This is a genomic window from Tenacibaculum ascidiaceicola, assembly GCF_047470925.1.
GTDB lineage: Bacteria > Bacteroidota > Bacteroidia > Flavobacteriales > Flavobacteriaceae > Polaribacter > Polaribacter discolor.
Window position 1 is genome coordinate 55762 of record NZ_JAZKJP010000010.1, and the last position, 23353, is coordinate 79114.

Genomic DNA, 23353 nt, shown 5'->3' on the forward strand with positions numbered 1-23353 from the left:
ACAAATAAAACAACTAAACTACATAAAACCCTCTACAAATCTCGTTTTTTTAACAAAGCATATGATGAATAAATAAAAATAGCTGTCCAAATTAATACGATTGCTATGTTGAAGAGGCTAACTGAATAATCTTTAGTAAAGTTTTCTCCTATTTGGTTAGCAACTGATTTTACTGCTCCTAATCGTGTAAATGGTTCTTTAATTAAATTAGCCATAGATTCTAGAGGGAAAAATTGCATGATTGAGTTTACAGCTTCATCAATACCAGTCTTTACATTTCTAAATGTCCAGTATAAATACCCTTTAATTAAACTTTCAATAATTAACCAAACAATCATAGCAGCTACAGCAAAGGCAGATCGTTTAATTAAAACTCCTAGGAATAATCCAAAAGAGAAAAAACCTAAAAGCTTAATGAAAAAAGCAAATAAATAATCTAAGTCAGAAAATATGATTGCAATTTCATTAAAATCAGAATAGATTGCTCCAAGAATTAATGATACTATAAAAACAAAAATTGTAGAAATAAGAGCAAAAGCTATAACTGTATAAAACTTTGAAAGGATAAACTCTTTTTTACTTAGACCATCAATTAAGTTTTGTTTTAAAGTTTTGTAACTATACTCGTTAGCCATCATAGAAACGATAACTAATAGTAAGAAAAATTTAAAAATAGCTGCCATGTAGGTGTTAAAGTGCCATATATATGGGAAATTGAAAATTCCTTGTTCAGCTAAATGAAACTTAATGGGACCAATATCAAACTTTATTGCTGCAATTAAAGCAATAGAGGTTAATAAAGCGAAGTATATAATTGAGAGAACTTTACTAGCTCTGTTATATTTTAATTTATGAATTTCTATATTTAAAAGTCGTAACATGATGTAAGTTTATTGGTTGTTGGTTAGGTCTAAGAATTGTTGTTCTAAGCTAGGTTTACGTTTTACTAAATGAGAAAGAGAAACTCCTTTATTAAATAAAAACGTATTGATTTCTGACGCAGATAATTCTGAAGCTAGACTAGCTATTAAAACGCCATTTTCTTCTTTGATACTACCTATAGCTGAATGATTTTCTAAAAGCTGTTTAAGTGTTTCTTGATTATCTGCTTGAAGTTCAAAAAAACCGTTAGAAGCAGTCATTTCATCAACTCTACCACTGTATAACTTTACTCCATTTCTTATTACTACTACATGAGAACATACTTTTTCAACCTCGTCGAGTAGGTGAGAGGCTAATAAAATTGTAGTTCCATTTTTAGCAATTTCTTTAATTATTTGACGAATTTCATGTATTCCTTGAGGATCTAGTCCGTTTGTAGGCTCATCTAAAATTAGAATTTCAGGATCATTTAGCAGAGCAGAAGCAATGGCCAAACGTTGTTTCATTCCTAAAGAGTAAGTTTTAAACTTGCTATTTCTACGCTCATAAAGGTTAACGGTTTTTAGTTTCTCTTCAATTTTATCGTATGAAACTCCTTTAATTTTACAAATTAACTGTAGGTTTTGAACAGCGCTCATGTATGGGTAGAAGTTAGGACGCTCTATAATTGCTCCTACTTTTTTTAACGCTTCGTGGGTGGATAATTTTCCATTGAACCAACTAAAGTTACCAGAGGTTTTATTTACTACATTTAAAATAATACCTAAAGTGGTAGATTTTCCACTTCCGTTAGGTCCTAAAATTCCATAAACAGTTCCTTTTTGAATATCGAAAGAAAGATTATTTACGGCATGAACTTTTCCGTATTTTTTATCGAGGTTTTGAATTGATAAAATTGTTTCCAAGCTATTTTGGTTTTTGTTGATTATATGTATTTGACGATTGATGCAAATTATTGTTACAATGTATAAAAAAGAAAAGACTTCTTAAGTTTAAGAAGTCTTTTGATGTTTTTTTAATGTATGAGTGGGCTATTTGTTGTCTATAAGTCTAAACCCTTCACCGTGAATGTTTAATATTTCAACATTTTCATCACTTTTTAAATATTTACGAAGTTTAGCAATATAAACATCCATACTACGAGAGGTAAAATAATTATCGTCTCTCCATATTTTTGTCAATGCTAATTCACGAGGCATTAAGTCATTTTTATGAATAGCTAACATTCGTAAAAGCTTACTCTCTTTAGGTGATAGTTTTTGAGGTTCACCACCTTTGTAAGTTAAATGACGTAGTTTAGAGTTAAAGTCAAAAGCTCCAATTTTAAACTCAAACTCATCGCTATCGTTAGTTTTTTCAGTTTCTTTACGTTGTAAAATAGCTTTGATTTTATGTAATAAAACTTCAGAGTCAAAAGGTTTATTTAAATAATCATCAGCTCCTACTTGGTATCCTTTTAAAACATCTTCTTTTAGCGTTTTTGCAGTTAAGAAGATAATAGGAATTTCTTTGTTAGTTGCACGAATGTCTTCAGCTAAAGAAAAACCATCTTTACGAGGCATCATTACATCTAGAATGCATAAATCATATTCTGCATTTTTAAACATAATTAAGCCATCTATTCCATCTTTAGCATGTGTAACATTGTAATCATTCAATGCTAAATAATCTTTCAGAACTGTTCCAAAATTAGGATCATCTTCTACTAATAATATTTTTTTACTCCCCATTTTTTAATAATTTATATTAATGGTAATTTAACTGTAAATGTGCTTCCTTTACCTTTCTCACTTTCAACGTAAACGGTACCTTGATGGCTGTCTATAATTTCTTTTACATAAGCTAAGCCTAATCCATGACCTTTTACATTGTGTATATTCCCTTTATGTTCTCTATAAAACTTATCGAACACATACTTTTGAGCATTTCTGCTCATTCCTATCCCTTCATCTTTAATCTTAAAGATAAAGTATTTATTTGTGTTTTCAGTAAACACATCAATTTTTGGTGCGTTTTCTGAGTATTTTAATGCGTTTTCTAACATGTTAACCACAACATTTGTTAGGTGAAACTGATTTCCAAGAACTTCTGTTGAAATAGCTTCAAAATGAGTTGTAACACTTCCTTTTTTGTCATCGGTTAAGAGTTGAATGTGTTCAATAGCCTCTTCAATTATGTCGTGCATATCAACAGCATCCTTACTCATTTCAATTTGGTTCTTTTCTAATCTTGAAATTCGTAATACATTTTCTACTTGTCCATGCATGCGCTTGTTTTCATCGCGAATCATTTGAACATATCGCTTAACCTTTTCTTCATCAGATATGATTTTTGGGTTTTTAATAGCATCTAAAGCTAGGTTGATAGTAGCAATAGGTGTTTTAAACTCATGTGTCATATTGTTAATGAAGTCTGTCTTTATTTCAGAGATCTTTTTTTGACGAATAAGTTGATATAACGATGTAGAAAAAGCGGCGATGATAATTCCTATAAAAAATAAGGAAAGTATCAGTACTTTCATCATACCTGAAAGTAGATTCTTCTTTTCGTTAGGAAATTTAACATATAACTTATATTTACTATTTCCATTTTCATCTTCCAGCAATGGGTAGTTAATATCTTCCGGTTGTATGTTAAAATATCCAGACTTTAATTGTGTTGCTAAGCCATCTTCATAAACAACATATTTAAAGTCTTGTGTAATATTCATCTTAGCAAACTCTTCTTTAAGTGTATTGCTTAATTCTTTATTGCTTATTCTTTGATTAATAGGAAACACAGCTTTACTTCGTCTAAAGGCATGTTCCATTACTTCATCATTCCATGTACTATATATTCTGAAAGAAGAATGGCGGCTTTCATCTAAAAAAGGCTTGAAATCTTTACTTTCAGATTTTATTATTTGAGAAAAATAAATGTCTTCTTTTCCCGAGTAACGTTTTATAATAATGGAATCATTATCAACAAAATCACTGGGCATTTTAATACTCTCTTCTAAAATAGTACTACCAAAAGAAAACTTTTTTTTGCTTACTGTATCAACTTGTTGAAAAAGAAAAGTTGTTATTTCAGCTTCAGTTCTAAACTTATCATTTTCAAAATAGTCTTTATAATTTTGCTGAAACTCTAGATACTCTCTCTCTTTTATATTTTCAGAGGTACGAGCTAAAGCAATTTTTACGTTGTTCTTAAATTGTTCTTTTTTATTTTTAATAGCATCATTTATCCAATATACTTGAATAGAGATGATTCCTATTAAAGAAATACTCATTAAAACAACAATGAGAATAAAAATTTTCTTACCCATTATTCAAAAATAAATTAATAAAATTTAGGCGTATAATCTTTTAACTTAGATTAACAAAGTTACTATAAAATTAAGATAATTTTAACAGAAAGGATTAACAAAGCGTAAATTAACTTCTCTTTTTTGTTAAAGAATTGTGGATTTTTAAGACTTGTTCTTTTGAGTTTGTAAGTGTAAGGTTTTCAATTAAGTAGTTAGATTGAAGTGTTTTTTTAGTTTCGTTCCACTGATTTTTTATTCTATTTTTTACATTTTCAATTGTTGAGTTATCTCTTTTAATAACTCGGTCAATTCTTATATTTTCAGGAGCGGTAACTGTAATAACTTTATCACAAAAAGAGTCACTTCCGTTTTCAAAAAGAATTGCGTTCTCATATAGGATATAGTTTTTATTACTATTTTCTTTTATAAAGTTTTGTAAATGCTCATTAACAACTGGGTGTACAATAGCATTAAGAATAGCTAGCTTTTCTTTATTGTTAAAAACGATTGAAGCTAAGTAAGCTCTGTTTAGTTTATTATTAATATACACTTGCTCACCAAATTCGGTGATTAATTGAGTTTTAATTTTAGGCGATGTTACCATTAATTTTTTTGCTTCATCATCAGCAATATAAATGGCGATATTTTCAAACTCTGAAAACATTTTAACTATGGTAGATTTTCCGCTACCTATACCACCTGTTAGACCTACTACCATACTATTCGTATATTAAAAAATCAATTTTATTAGGAACTACCCTTACTAATGTAACCATATTTGGAAGATTTTTTATTTTAGGAGTAAGATAATTGATGTCTTTGTCTTTAGACTGTAGGTAATCGCACTCAACTTTAAATAAATCAGGAGTTACTTCATTAAAATTTTGCAAACCTACTTTATAGATAATCCTAACTTTTTTTGGAAAGACATTGATTCCTTTAGGAGCATTTTTAACAAATACAGGAACCTCTATTTCACCTTCGGTAAATTTATCAACATGAATGTTAATTTCAGCTTTAGAGTGACTTGATTTAAGTTGTACGTTTTCAGGAAAAATAATAGGAGAGGAGATAGTAGTACTCTTAGATAAGTTTTCCAAAGTTATACTTTTTAAGTTTAGAAAGTCGGTTTTAGCAACATAGGTTTCATCACCGGAAATTAAAACACTATCAGGAACAATAGTTACTGGTTTAGAAAGATCATAACCTAATTGGAAAGAAATGTTTAAGCTAGGTTTTAAAGGAACTTTTTTAGAACTAAGAGTACCAATTTTTAAAGGAATAGTGTCTTCTTTAATTTCAATTAACTCAATACTAGATTTTAGTTGTTCTTGAACTTCAGAAATTAGATCTTTAGATAAAAAATAATAATTAGTACCAGTATTTCTTGAAGCTTTATTAATGTTTAGTTTAATGGGTTTATGGTTAATGCTGGCAACTAGTAGATTATACCCACTACTTTTTAGTTTTAAAGAAAGATTGTTAATAGGTGTTTCTATTAATGTTTTTTGTTGTGGTAATTGCGTATACTCAACATCATATACTATGGTTGTGTCATATTCTTTTGACAGGTTAATAAGTAGCCAAAAAAATATTGAAGCAGTTAAAAAACCAAAGAAAGTTTTAGGTATGTTAAATTTTGTTTTCAAGAAATAATTTATTGATGCAATCTACGTAAAAAACAAAAAAGTGAGCTCATGAGCTCACTTTTTTATAAAATTGTATACTGTTATTTTTTAGTTTCAGTAATGTATTTTTTACTCATTTCCATAGAAATGGCAGAACGTTCAAACTTTATTTTACCAGCTCCTGTTTCAATAGTAACAGTGTTGTCAGTATCATTAATTTCAACAATTTTACCATGAATTCCGCTAGTTGTAACTACTTTAGCTCCTTTTTTAATTTCTGTTTGAAATTGTTTTTCCTTTTTTTGACGTCTCATTTGTGGACGAATAATTAAAAAATAAAAAACGGCAATCATTGCCACAAAAGGAAGCATGTTCATTAAACTTTCTTGTGAGCTAGCTTGTAAAAAAATGGTTGTAAACATTATGAGTTCTTCTTTTTAGGAGTTACCATTCCAGAAATCTTAATAACCTCTCTACCTTTTTCTGTATTGGTAGTTAAAGTGATAGATTTAGATTGTTTGTTAACTCTTCCGTTTGTATTAAAGCTAACTTTAATATCTCCTGTTTTACCTGGAGCAATAGCTTCTTTTGGCCATACAGGAACAGTACATCCACATGATGCTTGCGCATTCGTAATAATTAAATCGCTTTTACCAGTATTTGTTACTACGAAGGTAGTTTTAACAACCTCTCCTTCGTTAACAGTACCAAAGTCAAACTCTTCTTTGTCAAAAGAAATAATAGGTGAGCCTAAACCAATAGAGCTATCCCTTTTTTCTGCGTTTTCAACATTTTCTTTTTTAACTTTTGATGAAGCATTTCCTTGTCCGCAAGAAACTAACATTCCAGCTGAAACAACAAATGCTACTATTACTGCTATTTTCTTCATTTTAAAATATTTTTAGTTTGTTGTAAAAATACTAATTTATTATAATAAACCTCTACCAATTTTAACCATCTTGTTTGAACTTAGATAGTCTTTGGCTAATTTATCTAAAACACCATTAATAAAGTAACCACTTTTGTTTGTTGAATAATCTTTTGCTAATTCAATATATTCATTAATGGTAACTCTGCTTGGAATAGATGGGAAGTGTAAAAATTCTGTAATTGCCATCTTGATGATAATCATGTCAATATCGGCAATTCTATCAGCTTCCCAGTTAGGAGTTTTCTCTTTAATGTCTTCTTCATATTTATGCTGATGTAACATTGTTTTTGTAAATAAATCAGAAACAAAAACCTTATCATCATTATCTTTATACAAACTTCCTAATATAAATGGCTTATTTGCTTTTTGTTTGTTTAAAGATTTAAGAATCCAAGTATTTACAAAAGGAATATCATCAACCCAAGAAATCATTTTGTCTTCAAAATAATCAGCTAATTTTTCATTAGGAGCTACTATTTCTCTGAAAAAATCAATAACAAAAGCTTTGTCTACATTATAAGAATCTTCAACAGTGTCCATGTACTTTTTGTAGATGTCACTTTTCTGTAATTCATCTAATAAGATCTTTACGTATTCATCATCAAGATCCCAATAATTTAGCTTATTAAGCTCAACATACCCCTCTAAACTTACACTTTCGCTAAGCGAGTTTAAAAGTTTATTATCTATAAATTTTGTATTAGGGTTGAGTTCTTCTTTTGTAGCTAGTATTTTCTTTTTAGAAAGCTCTATTCTCTTACGAGCTAATTTTTGTACTTCAACTAATAATTGAAGGTTTAAAACGTACAAATCGTACATTTTTTGAATGCTATGTTTTAAGAATTTTTCTTCCTTAACTAAATCATCGCTATGCGATTGTTGCATCGCATAAACCGATTGCATTACTTTAACACGAATATGTCTTCTGTTAATCATTCTAAAGAACTTTAAAAAAAAGAGCGATAGAAACCATTTCTAACGCTCTGCAAAAGTAAAACTTTTTTATTTTTTATCTAGCTATTTTGCTCTTTTTTGCGAGCATCAATTCTTGCTTGTGCAATATTGAAAGCAGCTTGATGTGTAGTTATATTCTCTTTTTCTGATAAATTGAAAATTTCTAATGTAGTATTATAAATGTTTTCAGTTCTTTTTAAGCTTTCTGCTTTATCGTAACCAACAACCTCTGCATATACATTAATAATTCCACCAGCGTTAATTAAGAAATCAGGAGCATAAGCAATTCCTTTTTCTTTTAACATTGTACCGTGTTTTAACTCGTTGGCTAATTGGTTGTTAGCTGCACCAGCAATAACTTTAGCTTTTAATTGAGCAATACTTTCATCATTAATAGTAGCACCTAAAGCACATGGAGCGTAAATATCAACATCTAATCCAAAAATGTCATTACCTAACACCACGTTAGCACCATATTTTTTACTTAACTCTTCTAAACGAGCTTCATTAATATCATTTAAAATAACTTGAGCTCCTTCATCAGTAATATGCTTTACTAAAGTTTCACCAACATGACCAACACCTTGAACTAATACTTTTTTACCGTCTAAGTTCTCAGTTCCAAATTTGTATTTAGCAGCAGCTTTCATTCCCATGTAAACACCATAAGCAGTTACAGGAGAAGGGTTTCCAGAACCTCCAATACTTTCAGAAACACCTGTTACGTGCGGAGTAACTTCACGGATAATATCCATGTCACGAGTTTCCATTCCAACATCTTCAGCAGTAATATATTTTCCACCTAAAGAATTAACAAACTCACCAAATTTACGCATTAAAGCGTCGTTTTTTTGAGTTTTAGCATCACCAATAATAACTGCTTTACCACCACCAAGGTTTAATCCAGTAATAGCAGACTTATAAGTCATACCACGAGACAAACGTAAAACATCGTTTAAAGCTTCCCATTCACTTTTATATTGCCACATTCTAGTACCTCCTAAAGCAGGTCCTAAAGTTGTGTTATGGATACCGATAATTGCTTTTAAACCTGTATCTTCGTCGTTGCAAAAAACGATTTGCTCGTGATTGTCAAAAGATAACTGACCAAACACTGGGTCATTCTTAAGATCTTTAGTATCAATGATTTCTGATGTCATTTGTTTTGTTTTTTAATTTGAGATGATTTGGACAATCTCAAAAATTCGAGGGCAAAAATAAGAAATCGTTAAAACATAAGCAAAAAAAGTGGTCTTAATTAAGGTATCTTTAACAGGACCCCTTTATAAAGTTTAATTTTTATAATAGAATAGAATTGAAAGCATTACAATACTTAAACAAGTACTTTGTTAAATACAAATGGAGGTTATTACTAGGAATTTTAATTACGATATTATCAAAAATACTAACGCTAAAAATTCCTGATTTTGTTGGAGACTCTTTAAATGTTGTAGAAGATTATCAGTTAGGGAAAATAACTGAAATGTCTGAAGTAAAAAGTATCCTTTTCAAGAATATCTTACTTATAATAGGAGTAACCTTATTAGGCGGTTTTTTTACTTTTTTAATGCGTCAAACTATTATAGTAATGTCTCGATTAATAGAGTTTGATTTAAAAAATGAGATTTACCAACAATACCAGCGACTATCACTTAATTTTTATAAGCAAAATAGAACAGGTGATTTAATGAACCGTATAAGTGAAGACGTGTCTAAGGTTCGTATGTATTTTGGGCCAGCTATTATGTATTCATTAAATATGTTGGTTTCTTTTGCAGTTGGATTTACCCAAATGTATGCGATATCACCAAAACTTACTTTGTATACAATGATACCTTTTCCAGTATTATCGATATCAGTTTTTGTATTAAGCAAGCAAATAAATAAGCGAAGTACAGTAGTTCAGCAATACCTTTCAAAATTAACTACTTTTAATCAGGAATTTTTCTCTGGAATTAATGTGGTAAAATCATATGCAATAGAAAGTGCTGTGATTAAAAATTTTGATACGTTGGCTGATGCAAGCAAAGACAAAAACATTAACTTATATAAAGTGCAGGCATTATTTTTTCCATTAATGATTTTATTAATAGGAATTAGTAACATTATCGTTTTGTATGTTGGTGGTACATTATATATCAATGGAGAAATTCAAGTAGGAGCCATTGGTGCTTTTGTTATGTATGTAAATATTTTAACGTGGCCAGTAGCTGTAGTTGGTTGGGTAACTTCCATGGTACAGCAGGCAGAAGCTTCTCAAGAAAGAATAAATGAATTTTTAGAACAAGTTCCTGAAATTAAAAATGCAAATGAAGAAGAAACTGTAATAGAAGGAGAAATAGAGTTTAAGCATGTTTCGTTAACTTATGAAGACACAAATATCACAGCTTTAAAAGATGTGAGCTTTAAAGTAGAAAAAGGAGAAACATTAGCAATATTAGGAAAAACAGGAAGTGGTAAGTCGTCTATTATTAATTTAGTTTCACGTTTGTATGATACTACAGGAGGAACTGTGTTAATGGATGGAAAAGATATTAAAACCTGTAATTTATATGATATAAGAAACCAAATAGGTTTTGTACCACAAGAACCATTTTTGTTTTCAGACACCATTGAAAATAATATAAAATTTGGTAAAGAAGATGCTACGGAGGAAGAAATTATTGAAGCGGCTAAAAATGCTGTCATACACGATAATATTATCGATTTTAAACAAGGCTATAAAACTATTTTAGGAGAACGTGGTGTTACGCTTTCTGGAGGACAGAAGCAACGAACTTCTATTGCAAGAGCAATTATAAAAGACCCTAAGATTTTAATTTTTGATGATTGTTTATCAGCAGTAGATACTGAGACAGAAGAAAGAATTTTATCAAGTTTAGAACGAGTTTCTAGTGATAAAACAACCATAATAATAAGCCATAGGGTATCGTCAGCAAAAAATGCAGATAAAATAATTGTACTAGATAACGGAAAGATAATTCAGCAAGGTGTTCATAATCAATTAGTAAAACAAGAGGGTTATTACAAAGAGTTGTATGAGCAACAGCTTTTAGAAAAAGAAATATAGCATTTCGTATTGTCAAGTCAAATATTTTGTTAGATTTGTTGAGAAAATTTAAGTAAACAACTATTATTTTAAGTAGCGAATTATGAGCGAGAGAGTAGAACAAGAGGAAATCTTTTCACAGGTTTTAAGAGCAGGAAGAAGAACATATTTTTTTGATGTTAGATCTACAAAGGCAGATGATTATTATTTAACAGTGACAGAGAGTAAGAAGTTTACTCATGATGATGGTTCTTTTCACTATCAAAAGCACAAAATTTATTTATATAAAGAAGATTTTAGCGACTTTAAAGAAATGTTGAATAAGGCAACAGACTTTATAGTAAACGAAAAAGGAGCTGAAGTAATCAGCGAGCGTCATCAAAAAGACTATAAAAAAGAAGAAAACGTAGCAACAGAAGCAACTTCAACAGAAAGTTTTACTGACGTTTCTTTCGACGATATTTAAGCAGAAGAAACTGTTTTGCATAACTCTAAACACAAATGTATAATTTGTGTTTAGAAGCCATGTTGTGCAGGAAAAAATCAATTCAAATTCAATTTACACTAGAAAAACCGCCAGTTGTTGCACAGCAATTGGTGGTTTTTTACTTTTTACATAAGTGATTTTATTTTGTTTGGTAGTTTTGATGCGAATTCAACCAGCTGCTTATAAGTTAAAGTTCTACCTACTCTACTATTAAGTTTATCTTCACGCTGGCTAATCCTAAGTAATTTTTGTTTCATAGGAAAGCTAGTTTTTGAGTTCTCCTAAATATAATAAAAAAAACTGAATTTCAATGGGTTATGTTGTGTTTGAGCTAAAGTATTTTATCAGATAGTTGTTTTTCTTATAAAACTTTTTTCATGGTAGTTGTTTTTGCAACCGTTTCTTGCCATTCTTTTACAGGATTACTGTCGCGTGTAATTCCTCCACCAACATAAATATTTACAGTTTTATTAGAAACCTCCATACAACGAAGATTAACAAACAAATTACTTTCTTTATCGTTAATATTTAACTCTCCTAAAAAACCAGTATAAAAGCTCCTATGGTAGCTTTCATTATCTAAAATAAACTGTTTTGATGTTTCTAAAGGTAATCCGCAAACAGCAGGAGTAGGATGCAAACTTTTAATTAATGAAGCAGTATTAGTTTTTAATTTACCATTAAGTATAGTTCTTAAATGAAGTAACTTTCCAGCTTTAATAGTTTCTATACCTGACGCAGTAATTTCTGAAGATATATCAGATAATCTGTCAATGATGTAATCAGTTACAAACTGTTGTTCTTCTAACTCTTTTGGTTGCCAAGTAACATTAATTGTGTCATTGTAAACTTGTGTTCCGGCCAAAGCCATAGTAGTAAAATTCTTATTATGAATACTAACTAAGGTCTCTGGAGTAGCTCCTAACCACATCCCAACTTTAGGATGATACCATACATATACAAAAGCAGTAGGGTAGCTGTTTAAGAGCTTTTGAAAAGTTTCAATAAGATTAAAATCACGCAATTCAACTTTTTCCTTTCTAGATAGTACCACTTTTTTAAACTCCTGGTTTTTAATAGCAGCTATTCCTTTTTCAACCAGTTGAATGTGATTTTCTTCAGAAGTTGTATCAGGGTTATGATTTGTGTTGCTAGTTAGGAAACCATTAATAGTAGTACCTTCTTCAATGTAGGTAGATTGATTTTTAGGAATTAAGATAGCATCCTCTTTATTATCAAACGGAGCAAAAATAAATCCACTTTCACTATAATCTTTCGAGGTAATTAAGTTATTATTTTGTTGAAACCACCCCTTAATTGTAGAACAGTTAGGTTTTCTATACGTAACAAAAGGTAATTGTTTGTCTAAAGTTTCTTTTATGTTTGAAAAAATATTCAATCTAGTTGTTGTATTAAAAGTTCTTTAATCGTGTCAAATTTACTCCAAATAAATCCATGGCCAACATCAGAAATGCTAATTAACTCAAACTGATTTTTAGGAAACCGTTCTTTTAAAAATAAAGAGTTTTCAAAAGGAACAATCCAATCATTGGTTCCATGAATGCTTACTATGTTGTTAGGAGTAGAATTCCAGTTGTTTTCAAAAAGTTGTAGATCTTGTTTATGAGATAACTTTTCTCTGCTAGCTTCTTGCCAAATAGGTGGAACCAACCATCGAGTAAGCTTCCACTTATATAAATTTAAAGACCATGGCATAGGTTCTATTTCGCTATACACTGCTGGAGCCAACAAAATCACTTTTCGAATTTTTTGTTGTATAGTCAAAGCAATAGGACCGCCATAAGAGTAGCCTACTAGTATTGTTTTGTTGGGGTTATAATCTTGTAAGATACTCTTTAACATATCACGTTCAAAAGCAATACTTTCTTGAACAGGGTTTTTGTCTTGATAATTATAACCAATCCTGTCGTATGAAATCATGTTTACTTTACTAAGCAATACACTGTCTTTCATATATCTTACGAAATCAGTAGAAGAACCTATGGTTCCATGAACAAAAACGAGTGTAGGCAAAGTCGTGTCTTTTATAATAGAAAGTTTCCTAAACTCAAACCCTTTAAAGTTTTCATGAGTGAGTATAGGAGTGTGAGAACTATCCGAAAACTTTTCAAGTACTTTTGTATCAGATTTTGGAGCAGAAAAATTCCAGAATAAATAATACAAAATAAGAAAGAGCACAAAGAGAGTAACTCCAACAATTTTTAAGATTTTCTTTAGCAATTTCATGCTACTGTTTATCTAAAACAATATTGGTAATCTTACAAAGTGAAATCAAATTATCATCCTCATCAACAATTCTCACTTCCCATAAATGTGTAGTTCTACCTTTATGAATAGCTTTAGCGGTAGCAAAAACATGTCCTTCTCGCTTACTTTTGATATGATTGATGCTTAACTCAATTCCTTTTACAATTTTAGAAGAATCTCTTAAGAAAAAAGCAGAAGCACAACTACCTACCGATTCAGCTAGGGCAGCTGTTGCTCCACCGTGTAATATTCCATAAGGCTGATGTACTTTAGGAGTTACAGGCATCTTTGCTGTAATAAAATCATCTCCTAAATCAACAAACTCTATTTCTAAAGTTTCCATTAAGGTGTTTTTATTGTAGTTGTTTAAGATTGTAAGAGATTCTTGCTTGTTCATTGTTACTAGAAATTATCACCCAAAAATACGTATTTTTGCATTGAATAAAAATGATAGAATGTATAAAGTACGCGTAATTTTAGATACGAAAGAAGATGTAATAAGAACCCTATTGGTAAATGAAAAAACATCGTTAGAAAGCCTACACTTTGATATTGCAAAAGCGTTTGGTTTTAACGGACAAGAAATGGCTTCTTTTTACCGTACCGATGAAGATTGGAATCAAGGAGAAGAAATTCCACTATTTAATATGTCAGAAGCAGGTGATGGAATCTCAATGGCAACATGTATTTTAGATGAAACCTTACCGAATCAACACGATAAGTTAATTTATGTGTATGATTTCTTACAAATGTGGACGTTTTATGTAGAGTTGATAGAGCAATCAAACGAAGCAGTAACTGAAACAAAAATGATTTTATCTGTTGGAGAAATCCCAGAAGAAGCTCCAGAAAAAGAATTTAAAGCAGAAGATCTTTCAAAAAATATAGACGATGAAATTGATGATGAATTCAATAATTTTGAAAGTCTAGATGATTTTGACTTTGATAATTATTAAGCTATGGCACAATTTATAAAATTGTATAACGACAACCCCAATCCAAAAGAGATTGAAAAAATTGTAAAAGTTTTACAAAATGGAGGGTTGATTATTTATCCAACCGATACTGTTTATGGTTTAGGTTGCGATATTACCAATACTAAAGCACTAGAAAAAGTAGCGAGAATAAAAAAAGTAAAGCCAGAAAAAGCTAACTTTTCGTTTGTTTGTAACGATTTGAGTCACTTATCAGATTATGTCAAACAAATTGATACAACCACCTATAAAATTTTAAAAAGAGCACTACCAGGACCATATACTTTTGTGTTGCCTGGAAGTAATTCACTACCAAGAGCTTACAAAAAGCGTAAAACGGTAGGTATTCGTGTGCCAGATAATAATATTGCAAGAGCCATTGTAGCAGCTTTAGGGAACCCAATTGTATCTACGTCTATACATGACGAAGATGAAGTATTAGAATACACAACCGATCCTGAATTAATCTTCGAGAAATGGCAAAATATAGTTGATGTTGTAGTTGATGGAGGTTACGGAGATAATCATGCGTCTACGGTAATCGATTTAACAACAGATGAGCCAGAAGTACTTCGTGAAGGAAAAGGAAGTTTAGATATTTTGTAATAGTAAGGCTTAGTTTAGATTTTAAAAAAATCACTTTCCATTTAAAAACACAATTCTTATCTTAGTAAAGATAGAAAAAAGGATATATGTTTTTACTGGATAGATTCCCTAACGACAGCGGACCAATATATCAAGAAACCATAGCAGGCAGATTGCCTGTTGAACCTTTCAATACCTTTAGTAACTTAATTTTTATAGTACTACTGATTTACTTCGGAAGAAGAATCTATCAAAACTCTAAACAATACCCATTTTTTCTGTTTGCCATTCCAGTAATATTTATCAGTTGGATAGGAGGTACCATGTTTCACGGAACACGAAGTCATGAGTTTTGGTTGTTGTTAGATTGGGTTCCTATTATGATTGTATGTTTAGGAGCTATTATTTATTTCATAGGAAAAATTAAAAAGAAATGGTGGCAACGATTAGCAATAATTGTAGCTATACTTTTAGTATCTGTTTTACCAAGATTTTTACCAATACCTTCTGGATATAGAACATCGTTTGGATATGCAGTAACAGCATTTGCAGTAATAACTCCATTAATTTGGTATGCTTACAAAACACATTGGAAAAACGTAAAGTATATAATGTATGGAGGAATGGTGTTTGGAATAGCGTTACTATTTAGAACGTTGGATAATAAAGTAGAGTTACTACCTATGGGAACGCACTGGTTATGGCATACTTTCGGCGGAATTGCAGTCTTCTTCCTATTATATTATATCTATAAAGATGAACAAGAATTAACGTAGTTCAGTAAATTCCTTCCTTCCTTTAGCATAATACTGCCAAACTATAGACTTGTGTTCGTAGTAATTCGATTTTTTAGGAGATTCATTTCTCTTTTTTATGAACTTAGGAAGATGCATATAAAAACTAAAATGAGCTTTTAAAATAGCAAACAAATGATTAGGTTTTCCTTCTAATAAAAATTTAAGGCTTGCCAAACCGTCTAAGATCAAACGAGAAAAAATGATTGGAAACAATTTCGTAGAAGGTAAGTTTTTAACCAAGTTGAGTAAACTATTCCTGAAATTTAAAAACGTTTTTCTAGGGTTTAAAGTATCCAATGTAGCACCACCTACATGATATACAGTTGAAGCTCCAACGTACTTTATAGTATGTCCACTGTTTTTAGCACGCCAGCACAAATCAATTTCTTCTTGATGTGCAAAAAAGTCTTCATCAAAACCGTTGAGTTGATGAAAAACTTCAGAACGAATAAAAAAGCAAGCTCCCGATGCCCAAAAAATTTCAGAAGTATCGTTAAACTGTCCGTTATCAGTTTCCAAATCGCTAAACAAACGACCACGACAATATGGGTATCCAAAAGCATCAATAAAGCCACCACCAGCACCAGCATATTCAAACTTCGATTTATCTTTAAAATCTAAAATCTTTGGTTGAATAATCGCAGTGTTAGCTTCTTTCTTAAAAGTATCAATAATAGGAGTTAACCAATTCTTGGTAACTTCAATATCAGAATTTACCAAACAATATACATCAGCATCAATATGTTGTAATGCGTCGTTGTAACCTTTTGCATAACCACCGTTTTCGGTATTTTTTACAATCTTAACAGTAGGAAAATGCTGCTTAATAAATTCAATAGAATCATCCGTAGAAGCATTGTCAGCGACATATACTTCCGCTTCTTCAGAACTAAAATTCACGACAGAAGGTAAAAACTGCTCAAGCAATTTTTTTCCATTCCAGTTTAATATGACGATTGCTGTTTTCAAGACGGCAAATTTACAGTTTAAAAATGAAATTACATTAAAAACCTCTCGTCATTCCGAACGAGGTACGAGGAGGAATCTCATAAGGAGAGTAATTTTTATGTTTGAGATTTCTCCTTCCGTTGCACTCCAGTTCGAAATGACAATCGTGTTTCGTCATTGCGAGCGATAGTGAAGCAATCTTTTTTATCGAGAGTAAGAATAGCTACGTCATTATCATTCTTCGCTATGACGTTTCGCATTTCCATCATTCCGACTGTATGGGAGAAGCCCCATTTAAAGGAGTAACTCTTATGTTTAAGATTTCTCAGTCGTTACCTCTTTCGAAATGACGTACAGTTTTGTCATTCCGAACGACAAAGGAGGAGGAATCTCATGAGGCGAGTAACTCTCTTTAAACAGCATAACTTCTATTCTAATTCTACAGGTATATACGTTACATTCTCTAAACTAAAATTAAAAGGCTCAGAACCTCCTCCAGTCATTACAATATCAGCGCTTTGAACCTCAAATAAATTTATTTCCGTGTTTATTTTTGAAATAATAGCAGAATTAAGAATTTCTCCTTCTTCAATTCCAGAAGCAACACCTATATAAAGTTTAGGATTGAATTTAAAAACAGCTTTTTGACCTGGTGCAAGATTAGTTTTTATAGCTAATAGCTTACCATCCTTATAACAATTAGCATCAATAGCGCTTCGTGTTAGGTTGTTTCGTACTTCTACTTCATCTATGTTAGATGCGAAGTGTTGGGATGGCTGTAAAGTGTGTCCAGATGCCCTCTCAACCATTTCAAAAGCACTTCCATCATAAGCGGCTAATTTGGGTGTGTAGTTTCCGTAAGAATCAGCAGCAGCAACTTGAAAGTTAGTAGAATAATTAATAGGATGGCTTTCCCCGTGACTTGGATTTTTAATCACTTTCCATGCAGTATGACGTTCATCAAAATTGCTCGCAACATTCTTTTGAAAAATTACAACATCACTATTATTCGCATCATTTGATTTGTTTACAAAGTTTAATTTAATAGAGTTACTCATAAAGTCAATTTTTAAAGTTTGGTATAAAGTTGTTTTGTTATGTGAATTTAAGAATTTGATAGCAAAAAAGATAAACGAATGTTATAAGCGCATAATTTTTTGTGTTAAAGTGTGTGTTGGATATCCTTAAAGAAGCTGTCGTCATTGAGAACGTAATGGAGGAATTTAATGAGGAGAGTAACTTTTTTGTTTAAGATTTCTCAGTCGTTAGCTCCTTAATAGTTACCAGTTCAGCAGTAAAATCTGTTTTCGTAAAGTTTATTGGTACTCAGGAATATCTCTTAAAAACACATAGGTTTCCTTCTCTTTATCGAGCATACAAAAAAAGTGTTGTAGCCCGTTGGTAACGATGAGGTAATCGGCATTGAGCTTTAAGTTATAACGTGCAATTTGATCAAAGGTATCTTGCGTTATTTTTATATGTGGAGCCTTACATTCTACAATAATATTCGGATGTCCGTCCGAAGCAAAAATCACAATATCTGTACGCTTTTTAAGGTTGTTGATAACCAATTGTTTTTCAATAGCAATAAGCGAAACAGGATAGTTTTTTTCTTGAATTAACCACTGAACAAAATGCTGACGTACCCATTCCTCGGGAGTTAAGACCATATATTTTTTTCTCAAATTATCAAAAATAAGCGTCTTATTTTCGTTACTTTTGAGCTTGAATGTATAGCTAGGAAGGTTGAGCTTTTGCATAACCCAAAAGTAAGAAAATTATAAGTTATTTCTAACGGAGAAGAAGGAGAAGCCGTCATTTCGACCAGAGGGATAAGTCTCATTCAGCGGATTAACTCACATGTTTAAGATTTCTCAGTCGTTACCTCCTTCGAAATGACCAAGAGTGTCATTAAGGAATGAATACTTAGCTACAACATTTTAATAACAACAACACCAAGAAGAAGGTAGAAGAAAGACACATGAACGAAATTAAATCTATCATATCCGATATAAAAGGAGGCAACATCAAACCCATTTATTTTTTAATGGGAGAAGAACCGTATTACATCGATAAAATCTCAGATTATATTGAAGACAATGTGTTAGATGAATCTGAAAAAGGGTTCAATCAAGTAGTTATGTACGGTCGTGATGTGTCGATAGAAGAAATTGTATCGTCGGCAAAACGTTTTCCGATGATGGCAGAAAAGCAGGTGATTATTGTTAAAGAAGCCCAAGATTTAAGCCGTTCGATTGATAAAATAGAGTCATATGCTGCCAATCCGCAACCGAGTACCGTATTGGTGTTTAACTACAAATACAAAAAGCTCGATAAACGTAAAAAGGCGTACAAAGCCATAGCAAAAAGCGGACTTATTTACGAAAGTAAAAAACTGTATGATAACCAAGTAGCCGATTGGATACGTCAGGTGTTGGGCGGAAAAAAGTTTAACATAGAACCGAAAGCTGCACAAATGTTGGTAGAGTTTTTAGGAACCGACCTGAGTAAGATTAGCAATGAATTAGATAAACTAACCTCAGTATTGCCTGCGGAAACCATTATTACCGATAAGCATATTGAGGAAAACATTGGTATTTCTAAAGACTTTAACAATTTTGAGTTGCGTAAAGCTGTAGGACAGCGAGATGTGGTAAAAGCGAACAGAATCATCAATTATTTTGCACAGAACCCAAAGAACAATCCGTTGGTAATGACCATTTCCTTACTAAATAGCTTCTTTACACAGTTATTAATGTACCACGGATTAAAAGACAAATCGAAAGCTTCGGTAGCTAAAAACTTAGGAGTAAACCCTTATTTTGTGGACGACTATGTAAATGCTTCCCGTAACTACCCGATGCGTAAAGTATCACAAATTATAGCCTTATTACGTGATGCTGATGTAAAAAGTAAAGGAGTAGGAGCCAACCAAACTCATGCTGATATTTTAAAAGAGTTACTGTTCAAGATTTTGCATTAAAGGTTTAGTTATTATTATCCGGTCTTTTTTTACAGGTTTTGTTGTTATTCTTTATATTTTTTTAATACCTCTTTTTGAAGGAGTAATAAATCTTCATGTTTATCCAATATTTTCATGTTTTTCACGATGTCTACATATTTATCTTTTTCAGGATGGTTAACTAAAATAAGTTCTCGGGTTAAGTTAGCTATCGCTAAGTTCTTTAGGTAATTATCTCGAATATTTGTAGCATTTTTAATAGCTTTTTTGTACAAGTTTACACCAAAATCTACTTTTCCTGCTTTTATTGAAACCAAACCTAAAGTTGCTTGATAGGTTATTTTACTTTTGTTAGGTAGATTTTGAATGTCAACCTCCATCATTTGGTGAACATAATAATCAAGTCGATCAGTAATACCTGAAGCAGCTAAACTGTAAACCATGTTATTAAGTAATGTAGGGTCATTAGGATTAGCTTGTAGACCTACTTCGCAAAGAATGATTGCTGCTTGTTTGTCTTGAAGTAAAGAATCAGCAATATACGATCCAAATAATACAGGGCGTCTTGAATATGGCATATCAAGAAACCATTTGATAGAATTATAGAAAGCATTTTTCCAATCTCCTCGTTCATATAATTCCAGTGCTTTTGCTTCAAATGGGTTTATTACTTTATCATAAATTGATGGATTTATATGAAACCGTTGTTCATCTTTAGATATCCATTCGAGTTGAGCTAAACTATTGTCATTTGGTTTTTTCATTGATCTATCAAAAAAACTTTTTGCTTTTCTGAATGATCCATCTTCAAATTCAAGGGTTCCAAGTGAACTTGTTAGCTCTGTCAAATCATAATCAGAGTAGTTGTCTGAGTTTACTAGTCTTACCCCATCCTTGATAAGTGGAGAAAACCTTCCCATTATTGAAGAGGTTGCTATATGTGCTGAAATAAGCCAAGGGTCATTTTTTAAATTTTCAGCTTTTCTTAAGTAGTACAAAGCCTTGTCGAATTTATCTTTGTGTGTAAAAAACCTTGTAGCTGACCGTAGTACAAATCTATTATTAGGTGCAAGATGGAGAGCAGTTAGAATTGCATTTTCAGCTTTATGTTCATGCCCTTGCATAGTATAAAGTCTTGCTAGTTCGACCCAAACAATAGGGTTTCGTAATTCTGTCTTAGACCTGTTTTTTGTACGGTTGATTACCTTATGAAAAGATTTATTATTTATAAATGTTTGAAAATCATTAATTGTATCGACATGAGTTTCTAATAAAGAATTATTTGATAGGCTGGTAGTGGTGTTCGTATTAGACTCAATTTTTTTGATAAGATTAAGTAAACTTAAAGAAGCCTTGTCTTGATTTTCATTCACATAATTAATTGCTTCAACAACTGTTGGGTCTTTAATGTCAGAAACGAAAGATGCATTTATTAAATCAGCTGCTGAACCTAAATTTTTTACTTCATTCCAATCTTGTATAGGTCGTTTTATGTTCATCACTACTGGATTTACATTTTTATTAGATTGACCTAATTCTCCGAGTTGAAGAGTTCTCTTAAAATCTCTCCAGTTTGGAATAACCCTCCTTTCTTTTATTTCATAAATAACTGCCATGCTTAGTTATTAAATTTGTAATTAGCCATTTTAGACAAGACGTCAAATCTCGAAATAATTCTATGAAAATCAAATTGATTGACATTTTGTTTCTTAGTCCCATCTCTATTTTTTGATAGATGTATTGCCTTTGGATGTCCTCTTTTTTCAGGGATGGGGAAGCAACAATATTCAATTATTTCGGAAAGTTCATTTGCTAGTTCACTATTTGTAAGTGAGGTTTTAAATTCTTTTAGAGCTTTGTAGAATGCATCTACTAAGTAATCGTGAACATCAAAAAACGTTCCTCGCCATCTGGTCCATTTAAATTGTTGATCAAGGTTTTTTCCAATTAAAGCAGTCATGTTAGCGCCTGAAAAGTAAAAAACAATTAAGCTTCCAAACAAATACATGTCGGTTGAACGAACACGAAAATTCCAATCAGGTTCAATATATCGATAAAGAAATTCAGGTGGTGCGTAATTTATATCTCCAGGGAAGTCCCCTCCGTTTTCATGAGGTGCTTTAATATCTGAACATAGAGACCTTCCTAAATCACCTATTTTTGATATAATACCATCTTCATATAAGAGGATGTTAGATGGTTTTAAGTCTTGATGTGCTATGTCAACTCCATGCAATTGTTTTAATCCAACGGCAACGTTATGAAGAGAACGAAGTTTCCATATAATTTCTACATCTTTACTGAAGTTCATGTGAGACCTAACATCACCATCGGACATTTCAAATATGAGATAAGGGACATTGGGTATTGTGAATCCATCTAATATTTTTTCACCTTCATCAATAACCATTGAAACTTTATTTAATCGATTATTTTTACATCTAAGAAGTAAGTCTCGTTCAAATTGGTATGCATTGGTTTGCTCATTAATAATTTCAACGATTGGTCGACCTTGAAACATTTGAAAAAAGGCTTGGAAATTAAGAGCTTTTAAAAAAGCTTTCTCTTTATTTCGATTAACAATATAACAAACACTAAAGAAACCACCAGTAGCACCTTCTTTTGGTTCTATTTTCTTTACAACCTTCCAGCCATTTTTTAATTCTTTTCCAAGTAAGGAATGTGCTGCGTTATCTTGATTTTTATTCATATTATTTTTTAAATGTAATTCAACTCATTAATACACCAAACTCTATCCCTTTTATTCCAATATTAGAAAGTGATATAATGAAGTTTAGCAATTTTTATATGCTATCAAATATATCAAAACCAATGCTTTACCTAAAATAAAGTTATTAACGAATTATTGTTATTTGTTAATTAATTATACGATTCCTGCGAACCTAAAAAAAGACAAGCATATATTCTTACGGAAACCCATAAGCCCAATTATTTAGGTAATAAAAGTTGTTTTAGCTATCATAAAAGCTTGAATGGGTCACTAATATCACGGCGTGCTCCGAAGACACCGCGGCATGGGTCGCTGATATCACGGCGTGCTCCGAAGACACTGCGGCACGGGTCGCTAATATCAAGGCATGCTCCGTTGACACCGCGGCACGGGTCGCTAATATCACGGCGTGCTCCGTTGACACCGCGGCATGGGTCGCTGATATCACGGCGTGCTCCGAAGACACCGCGGCACGGGTCGCTAATATCACGGCGTGCTCCGTTGACACCGCGGCATGGGTCGCTGATATCACGGCGTGCTCCGAAGATACCACGGCATGGGTCGCTGATATCACGGCATGCTCCGAAGACACCACGGCACGGGTTGCTGATATCACGGCATGCTCCGAAGATACCGCGGCATGGAGCGCTAATATTAAGGCAATAGATAAATTAATAGCACTCGTAAAAAAGTTGACAGCGGTGCTAGCCGTAGCCTCAAATCCCAACAGATTTTACAAAACGCTCTCGATGTAAACATTAAAAAAGGTCAAGAAAAAGCTACCAACCAATACTTAAAAGTAGAATTTTGTTAGTTGTAGTATGAGTAAGCAGGTGTATATAGTATTGGTTTTTACCTTTAAAGAACA

At 31.7% G+C, this 23353-nt stretch carries 24 protein-coding genes; 6 read left to right on the forward strand and 18 right to left on the reverse strand.

Translation table 11 applies throughout. The annotated features are described in order from the left end of the window. Nucleotides 1-32: 32 nt before the first annotated feature. From VBY68_RS10005 to VBY68_RS10050, 10 genes are all read right to left on the reverse strand, one after another. Entirely contained in the window at nucleotides 33-881 is an 849-nt protein-coding gene (locus tag VBY68_RS10005; protein ID WP_099216522.1) for an ABC transporter permease, read from the reverse strand. 9 nt (nucleotides 882-890) lie between these two features. Next, nucleotides 891-1787 (reverse strand): ABC transporter ATP-binding protein, encoded by an 897-nt coding sequence (locus VBY68_RS10010; RefSeq protein ID WP_273695143.1) that lies wholly within the window; start codon nucleotides 1785-1787, stop codon nucleotides 891-893. A 126-nt stretch (nucleotides 1788-1913) separates the two neighbouring features. Beyond that, on the reverse strand, nucleotides 1914-2612 hold the full coding sequence (locus tag VBY68_RS10015; RefSeq protein ID WP_099216520.1) for a response regulator transcription factor: 699 nt from the start codon (nucleotides 2610-2612) through the stop codon (nucleotides 1914-1916). A gap of 11 nt (nucleotides 2613-2623) precedes the next feature. Next, nucleotides 2624-4189: a sensor histidine kinase gene (locus tag VBY68_RS10020; RefSeq protein WP_099216519.1), complete on the reverse strand. Its 1566-nt coding sequence runs from the start codon at nucleotides 4187-4189 to the stop codon at nucleotides 2624-2626. A 109-nt stretch (nucleotides 4190-4298) separates the two neighbouring features. After that, nucleotides 4299-4889, reverse strand: coding sequence for a dephospho-CoA kinase (coaE, locus tag VBY68_RS10025; RefSeq protein WP_415269636.1), 591 nt, complete (start codon nucleotides 4887-4889; stop codon nucleotides 4299-4301). Nucleotide 4890: 1 nt separating this feature from the next. Beyond that, nucleotides 4891-5820, reverse strand: coding sequence for a YbbR-like domain-containing protein (locus VBY68_RS10030; protein ID WP_415269637.1), 930 nt, complete (start codon nucleotides 5818-5820; stop codon nucleotides 4891-4893). A gap of 80 nt (nucleotides 5821-5900) precedes the next feature. Continuing rightward, nucleotides 5901-6221, reverse strand: coding sequence for a preprotein translocase subunit YajC (yajC, locus tag VBY68_RS10035; RefSeq protein WP_099216516.1), 321 nt, complete (start codon nucleotides 6219-6221; stop codon nucleotides 5901-5903). Then, on the reverse strand, nucleotides 6221-6688 hold the full coding sequence (locus VBY68_RS10040) for a DUF1573 domain-containing protein (protein ID WP_415269638.1): 468 nt from the start codon (nucleotides 6686-6688) through the stop codon (nucleotides 6221-6223). Before VBY68_RS10040 ends, yajC begins: the two co-directional genes overlap by 1 nt. Nucleotides 6689-6727: 39 nt before the next feature. Continuing rightward, on the reverse strand, nucleotides 6728-7666 hold the full coding sequence (nusB, locus tag VBY68_RS10045) for a transcription antitermination factor NusB (protein WP_099216514.1): 939 nt from the start codon (nucleotides 7664-7666) through the stop codon (nucleotides 6728-6730). A gap of 77 nt (nucleotides 7667-7743) precedes the next feature. Further along, complete coding sequence (locus tag VBY68_RS10050; protein ID WP_099216513.1) at nucleotides 7744-8844, reverse strand: Glu/Leu/Phe/Val family dehydrogenase; 1101 nt, start codon at nucleotides 8842-8844, stop codon at nucleotides 7744-7746. Nucleotides 8845-8999: 155 nt separating this feature from the next. On the opposite strand from VBY68_RS10050, the gene VBY68_RS10055 reads away from it, so the two are divergent. Then, a complete protein-coding gene (locus VBY68_RS10055) occupies nucleotides 9000-10754 on the forward strand; it encodes an ABC transporter ATP-binding protein (RefSeq protein WP_415269639.1) in 1755 nt (584 codons plus the stop codon). Nucleotides 10755-10836: 82 nt separating this feature from the next. Then, nucleotides 10837-11199: a PUR family DNA/RNA-binding protein gene (locus VBY68_RS10060; RefSeq protein ID WP_099216511.1), complete on the forward strand. Its 363-nt coding sequence runs from the start codon at nucleotides 10837-10839 to the stop codon at nucleotides 11197-11199. 382 nt (nucleotides 11200-11581) lie between these two features. Here VBY68_RS10060 and VBY68_RS10065 read toward each other — a convergent pair whose 3' ends face one another. Genes VBY68_RS10065 through VBY68_RS10075 form a run of 3 tightly spaced genes read right to left on the reverse strand, consistent with a single transcriptional unit; the run spans nucleotide 11582 to nucleotide 13885 of the window. Continuing rightward, complete coding sequence (locus VBY68_RS10065; protein ID WP_415269640.1) at nucleotides 11582-12619, reverse strand: chorismate-binding protein; 1038 nt, start codon at nucleotides 12617-12619, stop codon at nucleotides 11582-11584. Beyond that, nucleotides 12616-13467 carry an alpha/beta fold hydrolase gene (locus VBY68_RS10070; RefSeq protein ID WP_415269641.1) on the reverse strand — a complete coding sequence of 284 codons (852 nt, stop codon included), beginning with the start codon at nucleotides 13465-13467 and terminating at the stop codon, nucleotides 12616-12618. Before VBY68_RS10070 ends, VBY68_RS10065 begins: the two co-directional genes overlap by 4 nt. A 1-nt stretch (nucleotide 13468) precedes the next feature. Continuing rightward, a complete protein-coding gene (locus VBY68_RS10075) occupies nucleotides 13469-13885 on the reverse strand; it encodes a PaaI family thioesterase (protein WP_028893045.1) in 417 nt (138 codons plus the stop codon). Nucleotides 13886-13943: 58 nt separating this feature from the next. Between VBY68_RS10075 and VBY68_RS10080 the strand changes: the two genes are divergently transcribed. The 3 genes from VBY68_RS10080 (at nucleotide 13944) to VBY68_RS10090 (ending at nucleotide 15823) form a co-directional block, all read left to right on the forward strand. Continuing rightward, the gene (locus VBY68_RS10080; protein WP_415269642.1) at nucleotides 13944-14444 is read left to right on the forward strand and encodes an IS1096 element passenger TnpR family protein; all 501 of its coding nucleotides are present in this window, start codon (nucleotides 13944-13946) and stop codon (nucleotides 14442-14444) included. Nucleotides 14445-14447: 3 nt separating this feature from the next. Then, nucleotides 14448-15068, forward strand: a complete 621-nt coding sequence (locus VBY68_RS10085) for an L-threonylcarbamoyladenylate synthase (protein ID WP_099216508.1) — start codon at nucleotides 14448-14450, stop codon at nucleotides 15066-15068. 86 nt (nucleotides 15069-15154) lie between these two features. Next, a complete protein-coding gene (locus VBY68_RS10090) occupies nucleotides 15155-15823 on the forward strand; it encodes a hypothetical protein (protein WP_415269643.1) in 669 nt (222 codons plus the stop codon). Here the strand turns inward: VBY68_RS10090 and VBY68_RS10095 are convergent. From VBY68_RS10095 to VBY68_RS10105, 3 genes are all read right to left on the reverse strand, one after another. Then, on the reverse strand, nucleotides 15815-16813 hold the full coding sequence (locus tag VBY68_RS10095; protein ID WP_121147056.1) for a glycosyltransferase family 2 protein: 999 nt from the start codon (nucleotides 16811-16813) through the stop codon (nucleotides 15815-15817). The genes VBY68_RS10090 and VBY68_RS10095 overlap by 9 nt on opposite strands. A 407-nt stretch (nucleotides 16814-17220) precedes the next feature. Beyond that, a complete protein-coding gene (locus tag VBY68_RS10100) occupies nucleotides 17221-17850 on the reverse strand; it encodes a hypothetical protein (protein WP_099216505.1) in 630 nt (209 codons plus the stop codon). A gap of 258 nt (nucleotides 17851-18108) precedes the next feature. Beyond that, the gene (locus tag VBY68_RS10105) at nucleotides 18109-18552 is read right to left on the reverse strand and encodes a type I restriction enzyme HsdR N-terminal domain-containing protein (RefSeq protein WP_120187398.1); all 444 of its coding nucleotides are present in this window, start codon (nucleotides 18550-18552) and stop codon (nucleotides 18109-18111) included. Nucleotides 18553-18773: 221 nt separating this feature from the next. On the opposite strand from VBY68_RS10105, the gene holA reads away from it, so the two are divergent. After that, on the forward strand, nucleotides 18774-19775 hold the full coding sequence (holA, locus tag VBY68_RS10110; protein WP_415269644.1) for a DNA polymerase III subunit delta: 1002 nt from the start codon (nucleotides 18774-18776) through the stop codon (nucleotides 19773-19775). 44 nt (nucleotides 19776-19819) lie between these two features. Here holA and VBY68_RS10115 read toward each other — a convergent pair whose 3' ends face one another. Continuing rightward, nucleotides 19820-21370, reverse strand: coding sequence for a tetratricopeptide repeat protein (locus VBY68_RS10115; protein WP_415269645.1), 1551 nt, complete (start codon nucleotides 21368-21370; stop codon nucleotides 19820-19822). A gap of 2 nt (nucleotides 21371-21372) precedes the next feature. After that, entirely contained in the window at nucleotides 21373-22275 is a 903-nt protein-coding gene (locus VBY68_RS10120; RefSeq protein WP_415269646.1) for a protein kinase domain-containing protein, read from the reverse strand. Nucleotides 22276-23353 lie beyond the last annotated feature (1078 nt).